The organism is Stenotrophomonas maltophilia (genome assembly GCF_047497515.2).
Classification (GTDB): Bacteria; Pseudomonadota; Gammaproteobacteria; order Xanthomonadales; family Xanthomonadaceae; genus Stenotrophomonas.
In genome coordinates, this window is sequence record NZ_JAXAXL020000003.1 from 312,789 (window position 1) to 328,640 (window position 15,852).

A 15,852-nucleotide genomic window follows, 5' to 3' on the forward strand; every position below is an offset into this window, starting at 1 on the left:
CATGAGCGCGGTATCCGACGACATCACTGCCGATTTCATCATCGAGGCACAGGAAATCCTGGACCGCCTGGGCGAACAGCTGGTGTCGCTGGAGCAGGCGCCGCAGGACAGCGAGCAGCTCAACGCGGTGTTCCGCGGCTACCACACGCTCAAGGGTGGTGCTGGCTTCCTCGGTGTCACCGCCATGGTCGAACTGTGCCACGCCGCCGAGGAAGCCCTCGGCATCGCGCGCGCTGGCCAGGCCGTGCTGCAGGCCCATCACTTCGACGCGGCCCAGCAATCGCTGGATTACCTGCAGTCGATGCTCGATGCAGTGTCTTCCGGCACCGAACCGGGCTACGCCCCGCCGGAGCTGATCGCACAATTCGACATGCACGGTGGCGGAGCCGTGGCCCCCACCGCCTCGGCACCCGCTGCCGCTGGCGGCGACCTGATCACCGAAGACGAATTCGAGGCCCTGCTCGACCAGCTGCACGGCGGCAATGCGCCGACCGCGGTGGCGCCAACGAAGAAGGCCGACGACGGCCTGATCAGCGAAGACGAATTCGAAGCCCTGCTGGACCAGCTGCACGGTGGCACCGCCCCCGGCAGCAAGCCGGTTGCCGCCCTCCCGGCCACAGCCCCGCCCGCGCCTCGCCCAGCCGCCACCCCGGCGGCCAAGCCGGCCGCCAAGCCGCTGGCCGAGGCCGAGCACACCGTGCGCGTGGACACCAAGCGCCTGGATGCGATCGTCAACCTGATCGGCGAACTGGTGCTCTCACGCAACCGGCTGAAGACGCTGCGCGCACGCCTGCGCGACGAAGAGCTGGACCGCGCGGTGTCGACGCTGGACATCGCCACCGCGCGCCTGCAGTCGGCGGTGATGCGCACCCGCATGCAGCCGGTCGGCAAGGTGTTCTCGCGCTTCCCCAAGGTGGCCCGCGATGTCGCCCGCTCACTGAAGAAGGAAGTGGACCTGGAGCTGATCGGCGCCGAAACCGAGCTCGACCGCAACCTGGTCGAAGCCCTGGCCGACCCGCTGGTGCACCTGGTCCGCAATGCCATCGACCATGGCGTGGAAATGCCTGAGCTGCGTGAAGCACAGGGCAAGCCACGGATAGGCCATGTGCGCCTGTCGGCCCAACAGGAAGGTGACTACGTCAGCATCGAGGTGCAGGACGATGGCGCCGGCATCGATCCGGAAAAGCTGCGTGCGAAGGCACGTGAGAAGGGCCTGATCGATCCGGAAGCCGCCGCACGCCTGAGCAGTGAGGAGTGCCTGCACCTGGTGTTCCTGCCCGGCTTCTCGACCAAGCAGCAGGTCACCGACATTTCCGGGCGTGGCGTGGGCATGGACGTGGTGCAGTCGCGTATCCGCGAACTGAGCGGCCAGATCCAGATCCAGTCGGAGCTGGGCCGCGGCAGCCGCTTCCTGATCCGCGTGCCGCTGACCCTGGCGATCCTGCCGACCCTGCTGGTGCAGGCCGGCGAGGATGTCTATGCATTGCCGCTGGCGCGCGTGATGGAAGTGCTGCATGCGCCGCGCACCTCGCTGGGCTGGTTCGATGGCCGTGCCGTGCTCGACCGCCGCTCGCACACCCTGCCGCTGGTCGACCTGCGCCAGTGGCTGGATGTGACCCCGGCCGCCTCGACGCTGCTGACCATCGTGGTGCTGCAGGCCGGCGAAGCCCGCTTCGGCCTGGTCGTCGACCAGGTCCGCGGGCGCGAGGAAGTGGTCATCAAGCCACTGCCGAAGGCCCTGCGCGGCCTGCGCGGTTACGCCGGTGCAACCTTGATCGGCGATGGTCGCATGGCGCTGATCCTGGATGTGGATGGCCTGCGATGAACCCCGCCGGGCCCCGCCCGGCGCCCCGAAAACTGTGACCACCGTCTGTACGCGCGCTCCCGGTGTCTCAAGTCCCATTCATACACGCCGATACCGGAACCATGGATAGACTCAGCCTCATTGGACTCTTTCTCGCCCTGGCCTCGCTGGTCGGTGGCAGCATCCTCAAGGGCGCCGGCCTGGCGTCGTTGTGGTCGCCCGCGGCGTTCGTGATCGTCATCGTCGGCACCATCGCCGCCATCCTGCTGCACACCTCGCCGGCCGTGTTCAAGCACGCGTTCAAGATCGTGCGCTGGGTCGTGCGCCCGCCGCACAGCGACCGCCGTGAACTGATCCAGCAGATCGTCGAGTGGAGCAACATCGCCCGCCGCCAGGGCCTGCTGGGCCTGGAATCGCAGGTTGACGCACAGCAGGACCCGTTCCTGCGCAAGGGCCTGCAGCTGCTGGTGGACGGCGTCGAACCGGAGTCGATGCGGCACATGCTGGAAATCGAACTGGGCAGCCAGGAACACCAGGACCAGGCCGGTGCCAAGGTGTTCGAGGCGATGGGCATCTATGCGCCCACGCTCGGCATCATCGGCGCCGTGCTCGGCCTGATCGCGGTGATGAAGAACCTGGCCGACCCGAGCAAGCTCGGCCACGGCATCGCCGCCGCGTTCACCGCCACCATCTACGGCATCGCCTCGGCCAACCTGCTGTTCCTGCCGATCGCCGCCAAGCTCAAGAGTGTGATCTCGCACAACACCCGCGACCGCGAAATGGTCATCGAAGGCCTGATCTCGATCGCGCAGGGCGAGAACCCACGCAACATCGAAACCAACCTCTCCGGCTTCCTGCACTGACATGGCCCGCCGCAAGCACCACGAAGAGCACGCCAACCATGAAGCATGGGCGATCCCCTATGCCGACCTGATGACGCTGCTGCTCGCCTTCTTCGTGGTCATGTACGCGATTTCCTCGGTCAACGAGGGCAAGTACCGGATCATGGCCGATGCTCTCACCGATGCCTTCGGCGGTGCGCCGCGCACCATCAACCCGGTGCAGGTCGGTAACAAGCAGGTGCAGGGTGGCGGTTGGGACAGCCCCTCGGTGATCAAGTCCGGCACCAAGATCGGCCCGTCCGCACCGGCGCCGTCGCATGACCCGACGCTGCTGCCGTCGATGGCCTCGCAGATGCGCATGCCGGTGTCGGTACACAACCAGGAACAGATCGCGCGCGCCCAGCGCCAGCTCAACAGCATCGCCGACCGCCTGACCGCCGCGCTGGCACCGTTGATCGACCGCGGCATGATCAGCGTGCGCCGCACCGAACTGTGGATCGAGGTCGAAATCAACAGTGACATCCTGTTCCCCACCGGCTCGGCCGCGCTGGACGTGCACGCACGCCAGACCCTGGCCAGCCTGGCCGACGTGCTGCGCGATGTGCCCAACAGCGTGCGCGTGGAAGGCCACACCGACAATGTGCCGATCGCCACCGCCACCTTCCCGTCCAACTGGGAACTGTCGGCCGGGCGCGCGGCCAGCGTGGTGCACCTGTTCGCCGACCAGGGCGTGCAACCCTCGCGGTTGGCGATGGTCGGCTACGGCCAGTTCCGCCCGCGCGAAGAGAATGACAGCGCGCAGGGCCGCAATCGCAACCGCCGGGTGATGGTCATCATCCTGGCCGATACCTCGCATTCGGTGGATCCAATCGGCCAGCGCCTGAACGCAGCCACCGGCGCCACCGACAGCAGCGCTACCGAACAGGCCGCCGCAACGCCGGCCAACGCCCCCACCTCCCCCATCGCACCGGTGAAGTTGCCACCGGTGCCGGCTGGCAGCCGTGTCGGCGCCGCCGTTCCCCCGGCAATGAAGGAGTAAACCGATGCGCATCTGGGCAGTCGCCAACCAGAAGGGCGGAGTCGGCAAGACCACCACCACCCTCGCCCTCGGCCGCGGCCTGGCCGCGCTCGGCCATCGCGTGCTGCTGATCGATCTCGATCCGCACGCCTCGCTCAGTCGCGCCTTCGGCGTACCGGTGGACCCGCCGCCAGCCGGTGTGCTGGAACTGTTCGGCGCGCCACCGGCCGATCTCGCCAGCCTGTGCCACGCCAGCAATATCCATGGCCTGGACTACGTCTGCGCGCAGTCGGCGCTGGCCACGCTGGAGCGCCGCAGCGCCAACCAGCCCGGCCTCGGCCTGGCCCTGCAGAATGCACTGGCGCGCCACCAGGGCCAGCACGACTACATCCTGCTGGACTGCGCGCCGACGCTGGGCCTGCTGATGATCAACGCCCTGGCCGCCGCCGACCGCCTGATCATCCCGACCCAGGCCGAGCCGCTGGCCCTGCATGGCCTGGATGGCATGGTCCGCACCGGCGAGATGGTCGAGCGCTCGCGCCGCCGTCCGCTGCCGATCTCGATCCTGCCCACCCTGTTCGACCGCCGCACCCGTGCCGGCAACGAATCGCTGCGCAGCATGCAGGACCGCCACGGCGCACGCGTGTGGGAAGACGCGATTCCGATCGACACCCGCATCAGCAACGCCGCCGGGTTGACCCTGCCGAGCGTCGGCGAGGACTATCCGGGCCGCGGCCTGGCCGCCTATCGCCGCGCATTGGGCTGGGTGCTCGGCGAAGACGCCCGTGCGCTGGAGCAGGCCGCATGAACAGCACCGGCGTATTGGACGACTACCTGGACGAACTGCTGGGCGAAGCGATTGTCGCGGCGCCGCCCGCTGCGCCGAGCCCGGCGAGCGAAGCGGCCGCCGAGCGCGAGCCGACCTGGGACGACCTGCCGGCCGAAGTGATCTACGAAACCGAAACCGTGGCCGCTGCCCCGGTCGCGGACAACGCCGCGCTGGAAGCCGCCTTCGAGGCGGCCGCAACGATCGAGCGCGAGCCGACCTGGGACGACCTGCCGGCCGAAGTGATCTACGAAACCGACACCGCGGCCGCTGCTCCGGCCACGGACACCGCCGCGCTGGAAGCCGCCTTCGACGCCGCCACCCTTGGCAGCCCCGCGGCAAGCGCGGCAGCTGCGGAACGCGAACCCACCTGGGACGATCTGCCGGCGGACGTCCTTCACGAAACCGTCTCCTCCCCACCGCCGGTCGCGGCGAATGCCGGCCCGGAACCGACCTGGGACGACCTGCCGGACGAAGTGATCTACGAAACCGATCCGGCCGACAGCCATCGCCTCGCCCACACCGACAGCCCCGGCCTGCAGGCCGCATTCGAAGCGGCTGCCGGCGGCGAAGGCGTCGCGTCGCCACCACCGGTCGCACCGGCGGCTCCGCGCCCGGCGCCTGCGCCTGCGGCACGTACCGCCGCGCCGCCGCCACGGATCGCCGTGGACGCTCCCTCAGGCGAGCGTCCCAGCAGCTGGCAGGAACTGCAGGCGCAGGCCAGGCAACCGGCCAGCAGCCCGCATCCGCAGAACCGCCGGGCCGGCGAGCGCACGTCGCGCTGGCTGCGCCTGCGCTGCGGCAGCCAGGCCTATGCACTGGAACTGCTGAAGGTGCAGGAGGTCGTGCTGCCGGTCCCGCTGCTGCCGCTGCGTGGCACGGCCGCAGCCATGCTCGGCATCATGAACCTGCGCGGCCAGGTGGTGCGGGTCATGGATCTCGGCCTGCACCTGGGCGCCGCCGCCGCCGAGGACGACGCACAGACCCGCATCGTGGTGCTGGAAGAAGACGGCGAGACCATCGGCCTGCGCGTGTCGGCCGTGGAAGATGTCGCCAACCTCACCGATTCGCAGATCGAACCTCCCGATACCGCCCGCATCTGCCAGATCTCCAACGATCTGTTCCGCGGCGTGGCAAGGGTCAGCCAACGCCCGATGATCCTGCTCGACGCCACCCAGCTGTTGAGCTGAGTCGGCGCAGCGCGCCGACCCACCGCGTCGATTCCCCTAAAGAACCCCGCCGGGGTGCCGTTATGGATCACGGAACCGTTTGTCCGGAGCAACGATGAGCACTGTCGAACTGGGTGGGGATCTCGGCATCGAGAGCACCACCGAGCTCAAGAACCGCCTCGCCCCGCTGGTGGCGCAGGCAGGCGAGCTGACCCTGGATGCAAGCCAGGTCGCCCGCATCCACACGGCCGCCGTGCAGGTGCTGTGTGCGTTCGTGCAGGCCCGCCGCGAGGCCGGCCTGGGCACCGGCTTCCACGGTTGCACCGCAACCCTCCGTGACGCCGCGCGCCTGCTGGGCGTCACCCAGGCCCTGGGCCTGGACGTAACCCATGACAACCTGAAATCTGTGGAGAACGCTGCATGAGCGCACGTATCTTGGTGGTGGACGATTCGGCGTCGATGCGCCAGATGGTTTCCTTCGCCCTCACCTCGGCCGGTTTTGCCGTCGAAGAAGCTGAAGACGGCGCGGTCGCGCTCGGTCGTGCCAAGGGCCAGCGCTTCAACGCGGTGGTCACCGACGTCAACATGCCGAACATGGACGGCATCGCGCTGATCCGCGAACTGCGCCAGCTGCCGGACTACAAGTTCACCCCGCTGCTGATGCTGACCACCGAATCGGCCGCCGACAAGAAGTCCGAAGGCAAGGCCGCCGGTGCCACCGGCTGGCTGGTCAAGCCGTTCAATCCGGAACAGCTGGTCGCTACCGTGCAGAAAGTGCTGGGCTGATCGCCCCGCACTGCTCCCCCTCTTCGCTTCCGGACCACCACTGCCATGAGCATGGACCTGCAACGCTTCCACGCCACCTTCTTCGAGGAGAGCCGCGAAGGCCTCGACGCGATGGAGGCTGGCCTGCTGGCCCTGGAATCGGGGCAGCAGGACGCGGAGATCATCAATTCGGTGTTCCGCGCCGCCCACTCGATCAAGGGCGGCGCCGGCACCTTCGGCTTCGACGCGATCGCCGCGCTGACCCATGTGCTGGAAACGCTGCTTGATGAGCTGCGCGCCGGCAAGCGGGCGCTGGAAGGCCACGCCGTCGATGCGATGCTGTCCTCGGTGGACGTGCTGCGCGCCCTGCTGCGCGAGGCCGAACACGGCCAGGCCGCCGATCCTGCCGCCGTCGCTGCGGTGAAGGCGCGCCTGGAAGCGGTGCTTTCCGGCCAGGCCGCGCCGAGCGCACCGGCGGCCGCCGCAGCCAAGGTGGACGACACGCCGGAAGCCTGGCAGATCGGCTTCACCCCGGCGCCGTCGCTGTTCATGAGCGGCAACGATCCGCTGCGCATCATCCGCGAACTGGAACACCTGGGTTCGCTGCAGGTGGCCGCGCGCATGGAACGCCTGCCCGGCTTCGCCCAGCTCGACCCGCTCGAAGCCCACCTGGCGTGGGACCTTGGCCTGGTCGGCAAGGTGCCGCGCAGCAAGATCGAAGACACCTTCGCCTGGGTGCTGGACGACTGCGAGCTGGACATCCGTCCCGCTGCACCACCGAGCCTGGCCACGCAGGCCCCGGCGGCCGCTGCTGCGACTCCCGCGGCGGCGCCCCCGGCCGCACCTGCTGCACCGGCCGCCAATGCCGGCGCGCCCCAGGAAGCAGAAACCTCGATCCGCGTCAGCGTTGACAAGGTCGATGCCCTGATCAACCTGGTCGGCGAACTGGTCATCACCCAGGCCATGCTCAAGCAGGTCTCGCATGCGCTCGATCCGGTCCACGCCGAGAGCCTGTTTGCCGGCCTGGACCAGCTGGAACGCAACACCCGTGACCTGCAGGAAGCGGTGATCGGCGTGCGCATGCTGCCGGTCGACGCGGTGTTCCGCCGCTTCCCGCGCCTGGTCCGCGACCTGTCCAGCCGTCTTGGCAAGCAGGTGCGCCTGCGCACCGTCGGCGAGGGCACCGAGCTGGACAAGGGCCTGATCGAGAAGATCGCCGATCCGCTCGTGCACCTGGTGCGTAACTCGATCGACCACGGCCTGGAAATGCCCGATGTGCGTCGCGGTGCGGGCAAGGACGAGACCGGCACGATCACCCTGGCCGCTTCGCACCAGGGGGGCCACATCGTCATTGAAGTCAGCGACGACGGTCGCGGCCTGGATCGCACCAAGATCCTGGCCAAGGCCACCGAACGCGGCCTGGCCGTGCCGGATAACCCGACCGACTCGCAGGTCTGGGACCTGATCTTCCAGCCCGGCTTCTCCACCGCCGATGCGGTCACCGACCTGTCCGGCCGCGGCGTCGGCATGGACGTGGTCCGCCGCAACATCCAGGCGCTGGGCGGCGAAGTGCAGATCGAAAGCAGCCTGGGCGCCGGCACCCGTACCCTGATCCGCCTGCCGTTGACCCTGGCCATCCTCGATGGCATGACCGTGGCCGTGGCCGGCGAAACCCTGATCCTGCCGCTGGCCTACGTGCTGGAAGCCTTGCAGCCACAGCCCGAGGACATCCGCAGCATGGCCGGCGAAGGCCGCGTGCTGCGCGTGCGCGGCGAGTACCTGCCGATCCTCTCGCTCACCGAGTACTACGGCTACGGCAACCGCCGCGCGAACAGTGAATCGCTGGTGGTGGTGGTCGAAGGCGATGGCCAGAAGATCGCGCTGGAAGTGGACGAACTGGTCGGCCAGCAGCAGGTGGTGGTGAAGAACATCGAGAACAACTACCGCCGCATTGGCGGGGTCTCGGGTGCCACCATCCTCGGCGATGGCCGCGTCGCCCTGATCGTCGACATCGGCGGGCTGGTGCGCTCGCTGCGGATGCCGCAGGCCGCCTGATTCTCCTTGCAGGCTGTCCAGAACCGCCGCCCTCCGGGGCGGCGGTTTTTTGTTTGTGCGCGCCCCGGTAATTGGGGGCGGATCTCTTTCCGGCGCGTAGGGACCTGACCCCGACCCACCCCACCGCACATTCCGTGAACTCCGTCGCGTCGATGGTTTCGCACGCAACTACGCTACCCAAGCGAAAGTCCCGCCACCACAGCACTTTCGCGCCGTCACCCCTACGCACCCGAATGTGATCTGCGTCCATAAAGTCCGCGCGGGCCGCGCCGTTATTTCGCATTGACGGCCGTCACCGAACCCCACCGGGCACCCCCGTTCGCTCTGCAACCACCCCCGGCCGACGCACCTGCGCGGCACCCTGCCCACCTGGAGCACCCTGCATGAAGTGGTTCCAAGATCTGCCCATCGCCCGCAAGCTGGCCGTGGGGTTCACTCTCACCACGTTGATGACCCTGGTCCTCGGCGCCTTCGCCCTGTTGCGCCTGAGCGAGGCCAACACGCAGCTGGGCGAGATGGCCAGCAACGATATTCCCTCGGTACAGCACCTGGGCGAAGCACGCTCGCAGTTGGGCGAGTTCCGCACCTACGAACTGGCGCTGCTCAGCATGCTCGACCAGCCGGACAAGGTGGCCGACTACAACAAGCGCATGGACGACACCGCCAAGACCGTGCATGACGAACTGGCCGCGTACTCGGCACTGCCGGCGCTGGCCAAGGAACGCGAGCTGTACCAGGCCGCCAAGGTGCAGCTGGAGCGCTACTTCGCCGCCAACAAGGCCATGCGCGCCGCCGTGGCTGCCGGTGACGGCGCACTTGCGCAGCAGATTTCCGACGAGCAGTCGCGGCCGGCGCGTCGCGATCTCTTCGCGGCAATGAAGACCCTTGGCACCCACATCGCCGGCCTGATGGACGGCAAGATCGATGCCGCCAATGCCACCCACCGCACCAGCATGACCGCCATCATCGGCTGCATCGTGCTGCTGTCGCTGGTGGCCGCCGCCCTGGCCACGGTCATCTCGCGCGCGGTCACCGGCCCCCTCGGCAAGGCCGTGCACGCCATCCAGGCCGTCGCACGCGGCGACCTCAGCGTCAGCATCCAGGCCACGAGCAAGGACGAAGCCGGCAGGATGCTGGCCGCCACCGCCGAAATGACCGCGATGCTGCGCCGCTTCTCCGAGCAGACCCAGCTGATGGCACAGATGCATGCCGGCCCGGACATCAGCCACCGCATCCCGGAAGATTTCCCGGGCGTCTATGGCCAGCTGGCCGGTGGTATCAACACGGTGATCTTCGAGCACCTGGACGCCATCCGCGATGCCATTGACGTGCTCAACCAGTACGCCATCGGCAATCTGGCCCCGGACGCACGCCGCCTGCCCGGCAGCCGCGCGATCCTGCACGAATCGATGGACGCGGCCAAGGCCAGCCTGCTGGCGATCAACACGCAGATCCAGCAGCTGGCCGAGGCCGCCGCCGCGGGTGACTTCAGCCAGCGCGGCGACGCCCAGCGTTTCCAGCACGACTTCAGGCTGATGATCGAGCACCTGAACACCATGATGCAGGTGGCCGACGGCAACCTCGGCCAGCTTTCGCAGCTGCTGCAGTCCATTGCCGCTGGCGATTTGACCGCACGCATGGACGGCCAGTTCAACGGCGTGTTCGCCCGCATGCGCGACGACGCCAACACCACTGTTGCGCAGCTGACCCAGATCGTCGGCCAGATCCAGGCCAGTGCTTCCAGCATCACCCTGGCTGCCGGCGAGATCGCCTCGGGCAACAGCGACCTGTCGCGCCGCACCGAGCAGCAGGCCGCCAACCTGGAAGAAACCGCCGCCTCGATGGAGGAACTGACCTCCACCGTGCGCCAGAACGCCGAACACGCCCGCCAGGCCAACCAGCTCGTCATCGGCGCGCATGGCGTTGCCTCGCAGGGCGGCGAGGTGGTCGGCCAGGTGGTGACCACCATGTCGGCGATAGAAGCGTCGTCAAAGAAGATTGCCGAGATCATCAGCGTCATCGACGGCATCGCCTTCCAGACCAACATCCTGGCACTGAACGCTGCGGTGGAGGCTGCACGCGCCGGTGAACAGGGCCGCGGTTTTGCCGTGGTCGCCAGCGAAGTGCGCACCCTCGCCCAGCGCTCGGCCGCCGCCGCCAAGGAGATCAAGAGCCTGATCGACGACTCGGTCGGCAAGGTCGCCGAAGGCTCCAGCCTGGTGCATCAGGCTGGCAGCACGATGGGCGAGATCGTCGCCTCGGTGCAGCGCGTGACCGACATCATGGCCGAGATTTCGGCCGCCTCGCAGGAACAGTCGGCCGGCATCGAGCAGGTCAACCAGACCGTGGTGCAGATGGACGAGACCACCCAGCAGAACGCCGCGCTGGTGGAAGAAGCCACCGCTGCGGCGCGCGCGATGGAAGACCAGGCCGTGCAGCTGGGCGAGGCCGTTGCCCGCTTCCGGCTGGCATCGCAGGCCTCAACCGTGGCACCGGCACGTCTGGCCACCGCGCCGCAGCCGCGCCAGGTGGCCGCCGCCCTGCCCGCCACCAAGGCGGCACCGTCACGCCCGCTGCGCACATCGGCGGCGCAGCCGGCATGGGCTGCCGAAGGTGATTGGCAGGAGTTCTGATCCCGCGCAGGAAGAGAGCCACGGGGTCACATCCCTTTCCCCCGGGAAAGGGATCTGACCCCTCATGCATGGAAAGTGATGCAATTCTCACTTCATAATCCGGTGCAGAAGCCGATATCCCCATCGAGCCTGCGCCAACGCGTGCTGGCGCCCGCCCCTGACCACAGATTCCATGTCCGACGGCCACGACACCGAATTGCACGAAGTCCATGCGGCTGACGCCGCCGACGAACGTTTTCTGGTCCGCAACCCGCGCCAGCTGCGCCAGTTGCTGCGCTCGCTGATCGACCAGCGATCACTGATCAATGCGCATATCGACGGCCGCGACCGCTCCTTCCCGACCGCGCTGCTTGATCTGGACGAAGACGAAGACACCCTGCTGCTGGATGGCAGCCCACAGGAGGCGTCCAACCGCGCCGCCGAGCAGGCCGACCATCTGCTGTGCTTCGCCCAGCTTGAGCGCGTACTGGTGCGCTTCCGCCTGCACGAACTGCAGCGCGTGGACAACGATGGCCACGTCGCCTTCCGCGCGCCGCTGCCCGACGAGCTGGTCCACCTGCAGCGCCGCGAGCTGTACCGGCTGGAGACCCCGGTCACCGATTCGCCGCAACTGCTGCTGCCGCCCGGCGAAGCCCGCGCCGAAGCATTGTCGATGCGGGTGGTGGATATCAGCGGCGGTGGCCTGGCCGTGGTCGTGCCCACCGACTGCGCTGTCTTCAGCCTGCAGAAACGCTACCCGGCGCAGCTGTCGCTGCCCGATGGCCCGGACCTGGATATCGAACTGGTGGTCTGCAACCTGCTGCCGCAGCGCCAACCCAACGGCATCGAGGTCAAGCGCGTTGGCATGCGCTTCGACACCCTCCCGCGGGGCGCCGACAGCGCCATCCAGCGCTACATCTTCCGCATCGACCGCCAGCGCAAGGCCCGCCGCAACGGCGAGATGTAGTCACGTGGTAGTGCCGGCCGCTGGCCGGCAATGGCCGTATCGGCGTTGTTGCCAGGTTGCCGGCCAGCGGCCGGCACTACCGATCTTCGGTAGATCCACGCCATGCGTGAATGCCTCCCCCACGATCTTCGGTAGATCCACGCCATGCGTGAATGCCTCCCCCACGATCTTCGGTAGATCCACGCCATGCGTGGATGCCCCGGGCGCCACAGCTAAAGTCCCCCACCGAGGGGCCGATATCGAGCCTGACACCGGGACTTCCGGCAGAACCAGGACCCCTCGATGAACGACAAGACCAGCACCGCCGCCAGCGCCGGTGGCGAATTCCTCAGCTTCACCCTCGGTGCCGAGCACTACGGCGTGGACATCCTCAAGGTCCAGGAAATCCGCGGCTATGACGCGGTCACCCGCGTGCCGGATGCCCCGGACTACATCAAGGGCGTGATCAACCTGCGCGGCACCATCGTGCCGGTCATCGACCTGCGCCTGAAGCTGCGCCTGGACGATGCCCGCTACGACGCCTTCACCGTGATGATCGTGTTGAACGTGGAAGACCGCGTGGTCGGCATCGTCGTCGACAGTGTCTCTGACGTGATCCCGCTGTCGGCCGAACAGATCCGCCCGACCCCGGAGTTCGGCGCTGCGGTGGATACGCGCTTCATCTCCGGCATCGGCACCCAGGACGACCGCATGTTGATCCTGCTGGACATCGAAACCCTCCTCGACAGCGCCGACATGGGCCAGGCGACCGTCTCCGAAGACGTTGCCGCCTGATCCAGCGGACCTGCTTCACGTTCTGGTCACAAAACCCTTCAGTTCCCCGCGGCGGTGCCGATAGGGGGACAGACGCCGGTCGCGCAGGAGCGCGCAGGACCGGAACGACCATCACCATCCCCGGAGATACACCTCGATGAAGTCCCTGCTTGCGTTCGTTTCGGCCGCTGTCCTGGCCACCACCGCCTCCTCCGCCTTCGCCCAGGCGGCCGACATGATCCCGCCGGAACTGGCCCCGCGTTCGGTCGGCAAGGACGGCATGGTCTGCGGCAAGGTCGAGAAGGCCCGCTACGCAGAAGGTTCTGAAGGCCAGCCGACCTTCCTTTACATGGGCGGCGCGTTCCCGCGCCACACCTTCTCGGCGCGCATTGCCGGCGAAAACCGCAGCAAGTTCTCCTTCCCGCTGGAAACCCTGGAAGGCAAGACCGTGTGCGTGATCGGCAAGATCCAGCGCGACGCCTCGCGCGCCGAAATCGAAGTCAGCTCGCCGGCCGGCCTGAAGCTGGCCAACATCAAGTAATCCGCTGTCCGTCGAACCACGCCGGAGCTTGTGCCGGCGTGGTTTCTGCTGCAACCGGGCGCGACGCCCGGACGCGTCTGCCTTAGGAGATCGCAACGCCCATGCCGTGGATCAACAACCTGAAACTGATGCCGAAGCTGCTGTTGACCTTCGGCGTGCTCCTGCTGGTGATGCTGCTGCAGGGCATCGTCGCCTATCGCGGCCTGCATTCGCTGAACAACGTCACCACCGAGCTGGCCGGTTCGCGCATGGAAAGCATCCGCATGGCCGGCGAGATGCGCGGCATGCTGGGCGAGTACCGCAACGCCGCCTACCAGCAGCTGATCCGCGCCAGCGATGACGTCAAGTCCGACGCGCGCAAGCAGGCTGTCGAGCTGCGCAACAACATGGACAAGTCGATCAAGGGCTATCCGGCACTGATCGACAACCCGCAGCAGAAGGCGCTGTTCGACACCTTTGCCAAGGAATGGAAGGACGCCCTGGCCTCCTATGACAGCGTCACCGAGATGCTGGAACTGGACCTGCCGGACGACGCCATCGATACCTTCGTCGGCGAAACCCGCACCAAGCACCGCAAGGCCGCTTCGGCGCTGGAATCCCTGATTGCCGAAGACAACCGCCTTGCCCGCGCCTCGCGCGACGAGGCCAAATCCACCTACGCCGCCTCGGCCGTGCTGACCGTGATCGCCCTGCTGGGCGGCGCCACGCTCGGCCTGGTGCTGGTGTGGCTGTTCGCCCGTGCCCTGGTCGGCAGCGTGCGTGGCGCCGTCTCGGTGGCCAATGACGTGGCCGGCGGCAAGCTCGATGGCCATATTGATGTCAGCCGCCAGGACGAAGTGGGCGAGCTGATGCAGGCCATGCAGCGCATGCAGCGCGACCTGCGCGAACGCATCGAAACCGACCAGGCCATCGCCCGCGAGAACCTGCGCATCCGCACCGCGCTGGACTACAGCTCGACCGGCGTGTTCCTGACCGATACCAGCAACACCATCGTCTACAGCAACCGCGCCCTGCAGCAGACCCTGACCCAGTACCAGGACGACGTGCGCCGCGACCTGCCGGACTTCGATGCCCAGGCCTCGCTGATCGGCAAGCCGGTCACCGTGCTCGAACACCGTGGCGAAATGGACCAGACCCTGCTGGCCAACCTGAAGGCGCACGGCGTGGCCCGTCGCCCGATGCAGTACGGCGATGCCCAGTTCGCGCAGGTGGTGTCGACCATCCGCAATGAAGGCGGCGACACCGTCGGCTACGTGGTGGAATGGCGTGACCGCACCCAGGAAGCGCTGGTCGAGGCCGAAGTGGCCCGCGTGATCGCCCAGGCCGCCGCCGGCGACCTGTCCGGCCGCATCGATGCCAGCGACAAGGAAGGCTTCTTCCTGCAGCTGGCCCAGCAGATCAACGGCCTGCTCGACGCCAACGCTGGCAGCATCGAACAGATCTCCGGCCTGCTCGCCGCACTGTCGCAGGGTGACCTGACCGTGCGTATGCATGGCGACTACCAGGGTGTGTTCGCCCGCATGCGCGACGACGCCAACGCCACCGCCGCACAGCTGAGCGAAATCGTCACCCGCATCAAGCAGTCCAGCCGCGCGATCAGTTCGGCCGCCGGCGAGATCGCCTCGGGCAACAGCGACCTGTCGCGCCGTACCGAACAGCAGGCCGCCAACCTGGAAGAGACCGCCGCCTCGATGGAGGAACTGACCTCCACCGTGCGCCAGAACGCCGAGCATGCCCGCCAGGCCAACCAGCTCGCCATCGGCGCGCATGGCGTCGCCTCGCAGGGTGGCGAGGTGGTTGGCCAGGTGGTCACCACCATGTCCGCCATCCAGGCCTCGTCGAAGAAGATCGCCGAGATCATCAGCGTCATCGACGGCATCGCGTTCCAGACCAACATCCTGGCACTGAACGCCGCCGTCGAAGCCGCGCGTGCCGGTGAACAGGGCCGTGGCTTCGCCGTGGTCGCCAGCGAAGTGCGCACCCTCGCCCAGCGCTCGGCCGCCGCCGCCAAGGAGATCAAGGGCCTCATCGATGACTCCGTCGGCAAGGTCAACGACGGCTCGGCACTGGTGCACAAGGCCGGCGCCACCATGGGCGAAATCGTCGCCTCGGTGCAGCGCGTGACCGACATCATGGCCGAGATCTCTGCGGCATCGCAGGAACAGTCGGCCGGCATCGAGCAGGTCAACCAGACCGTGGTGCAGATGGACGAAACCACCCAGCAGAACGCCGCGCTGGTGGAAGAAGCCACCGCTGCTGCGCGTGCGATGGAAGAACAGGCGGGCCACCTCAGCGAAGCGGTGTCGATCTTCGTGGTCGACGAAGCCGAGGTCGTCGCCGCCCCGCGCGTTGCCACGCCGGCACCGCGTGCCGCCGCTCCGGTTGCTTCGGCCCCGGTTGCACCGCCGGCCCGCCGCACCGCGGGCGGCCGCCCGATGGCCACCGAACTGGCCGACGGGGACTGGCAGGAGTTCTGATCCTCACGCGGGGAGGGCCGGTC

The 15,852-nt window shown here is 67.8% G+C and carries 13 protein-coding genes; all 13 read left to right on the forward strand.

Annotated elements, in window-relative coordinates; all coding sequences use genetic code 11:
* The first annotated feature begins 1 nt into the window (after window position 1).
* Window positions 2–1,825, forward strand: coding sequence for a chemotaxis protein CheA (locus tag ACMZPQ_RS08365; protein WP_197582616.1), 1,824 nt, complete (start codon window positions 2–4; stop codon window positions 1,823–1,825).
* Between the two features lie 101 nt (window positions 1,826–1,926).
* Window positions 1,927–2,667 carry a flagellar motor protein gene (locus ACMZPQ_RS08370; RefSeq protein WP_197582617.1) on the forward strand — a complete coding sequence of 247 codons (741 nt, stop codon included), beginning with the start codon at window positions 1,927–1,929 and terminating at the stop codon, window positions 2,665–2,667.
* Between the two features lies 1 nt (window position 2,668).
* A complete protein-coding gene (gene motD, locus ACMZPQ_RS08375; RefSeq protein ID WP_197582618.1) occupies window positions 2,669–3,685 on the forward strand; it encodes a flagellar motor protein MotD in 1,017 nt (338 codons plus the stop codon).
* 4 nt (window positions 3,686–3,689) lie between these two features.
* A complete protein-coding gene (locus ACMZPQ_RS08380) occupies window positions 3,690–4,472 on the forward strand; it encodes an AAA family ATPase (RefSeq protein ID WP_197582619.1) in 783 nt (260 codons plus the stop codon).
* Window positions 4,469–5,680 (forward strand): chemotaxis protein CheW, encoded by a 1,212-nt coding sequence (locus tag ACMZPQ_RS08385; RefSeq protein ID WP_414485983.1) that lies wholly within the window; start codon window positions 4,469–4,471, stop codon window positions 5,678–5,680. The genes ACMZPQ_RS08380 and ACMZPQ_RS08385 overlap by 4 nt, the downstream gene beginning before the upstream one ends.
* Window positions 5,681–5,774: 94 nt before the next feature.
* Window positions 5,775–6,083 (forward strand): STAS domain-containing protein, encoded by a 309-nt coding sequence (locus ACMZPQ_RS08390; protein WP_197582621.1) that lies wholly within the window; start codon window positions 5,775–5,777, stop codon window positions 6,081–6,083.
* On the forward strand, window positions 6,080–6,445 hold the full coding sequence (locus ACMZPQ_RS08395) for a response regulator (protein WP_005409521.1): 366 nt from the start codon (window positions 6,080–6,082) through the stop codon (window positions 6,443–6,445). Before ACMZPQ_RS08390 ends, ACMZPQ_RS08395 begins: the two co-directional genes overlap by 4 nt.
* Before the next feature lie 45 nt (window positions 6,446–6,490).
* Window positions 6,491–8,479: a chemotaxis protein CheA gene (locus tag ACMZPQ_RS08400; protein ID WP_197582622.1), complete on the forward strand. Its 1,989-nt coding sequence runs from the start codon at window positions 6,491–6,493 to the stop codon at window positions 8,477–8,479.
* Between the two features lie 383 nt (window positions 8,480–8,862).
* Window positions 8,863–11,112 carry a methyl-accepting chemotaxis protein gene (locus ACMZPQ_RS08405; protein ID WP_197582623.1) on the forward strand — a complete coding sequence of 750 codons (2,250 nt, stop codon included), beginning with the start codon at window positions 8,863–8,865 and terminating at the stop codon, window positions 11,110–11,112.
* Window positions 11,113–11,284: 172 nt separating this feature from the next.
* On the forward strand, window positions 11,285–12,058 hold the full coding sequence (locus tag ACMZPQ_RS08410; protein WP_197582624.1) for a flagellar regulator YcgR PilZN domain-containing protein: 774 nt from the start codon (window positions 11,285–11,287) through the stop codon (window positions 12,056–12,058).
* A gap of 282 nt (window positions 12,059–12,340) precedes the next feature.
* Window positions 12,341–12,832, forward strand: coding sequence for a chemotaxis protein CheW (locus ACMZPQ_RS08415; RefSeq protein WP_197583044.1), 492 nt, complete (start codon window positions 12,341–12,343; stop codon window positions 12,830–12,832).
* 136 nt (window positions 12,833–12,968) lie between these two features.
* On the forward strand, window positions 12,969–13,352 hold the full coding sequence (locus ACMZPQ_RS08420) for a hypothetical protein (RefSeq protein ID WP_049451527.1): 384 nt from the start codon (window positions 12,969–12,971) through the stop codon (window positions 13,350–13,352).
* Between the two features lie 101 nt (window positions 13,353–13,453).
* Window positions 13,454–15,829, forward strand: a complete 2,376-nt coding sequence (locus ACMZPQ_RS08425; protein WP_197583043.1) for a methyl-accepting chemotaxis protein — start codon at window positions 13,454–13,456, stop codon at window positions 15,827–15,829.
* Window positions 15,830–15,852 lie beyond the last annotated feature (23 nt).

Bases quoted from the DNA above. Each gene is read 5' to 3' on its own strand.
- ACMZPQ_RS08365 (WP_197582616.1), top strand. From the start codon at position 2: ATGAGCGCGGTATCCGACGACATCACTGCCGATTTCATCATCGAGGCA.
- ACMZPQ_RS08370 (WP_197582617.1), top strand. From the start codon at position 1,927: ATGGATAGACTCAGCCTCATTGGACTCTTTCTCGCCCTGGCCTCGCTG.
- motD (WP_197582618.1), top strand. From the start codon at position 2,669: ATGGCCCGCCGCAAGCACCACGAAGAGCACGCCAACCATGAAGCATGG.
- ACMZPQ_RS08380 (WP_197582619.1), top strand. From the start codon at position 3,690: ATGCGCATCTGGGCAGTCGCCAACCAGAAGGGCGGAGTCGGCAAGACC.
- ACMZPQ_RS08385 (WP_414485983.1), top strand. From the start codon at position 4,469: ATGAACAGCACCGGCGTATTGGACGACTACCTGGACGAACTGCTGGGC.
- ACMZPQ_RS08390 (WP_197582621.1), top strand. From the start codon at position 5,775: ATGAGCACTGTCGAACTGGGTGGGGATCTCGGCATCGAGAGCACCACC.
- ACMZPQ_RS08395 (WP_005409521.1), top strand. From the start codon at position 6,080: ATGAGCGCACGTATCTTGGTGGTGGACGATTCGGCGTCGATGCGCCAG.
- ACMZPQ_RS08400 (WP_197582622.1), top strand. From the start codon at position 6,491: ATGAGCATGGACCTGCAACGCTTCCACGCCACCTTCTTCGAGGAGAGC.
- ACMZPQ_RS08405 (WP_197582623.1), top strand. From the start codon at position 8,863: ATGAAGTGGTTCCAAGATCTGCCCATCGCCCGCAAGCTGGCCGTGGGG.
- ACMZPQ_RS08410 (WP_197582624.1), top strand. From the start codon at position 11,285: ATGTCCGACGGCCACGACACCGAATTGCACGAAGTCCATGCGGCTGAC.
- ACMZPQ_RS08415 (WP_197583044.1), top strand. From the start codon at position 12,341: ATGAACGACAAGACCAGCACCGCCGCCAGCGCCGGTGGCGAATTCCTC.
- ACMZPQ_RS08420 (WP_049451527.1), top strand. From the start codon at position 12,969: ATGAAGTCCCTGCTTGCGTTCGTTTCGGCCGCTGTCCTGGCCACCACC.
- ACMZPQ_RS08425 (WP_197583043.1), top strand. From the start codon at position 13,454: ATGCCGTGGATCAACAACCTGAAACTGATGCCGAAGCTGCTGTTGACC.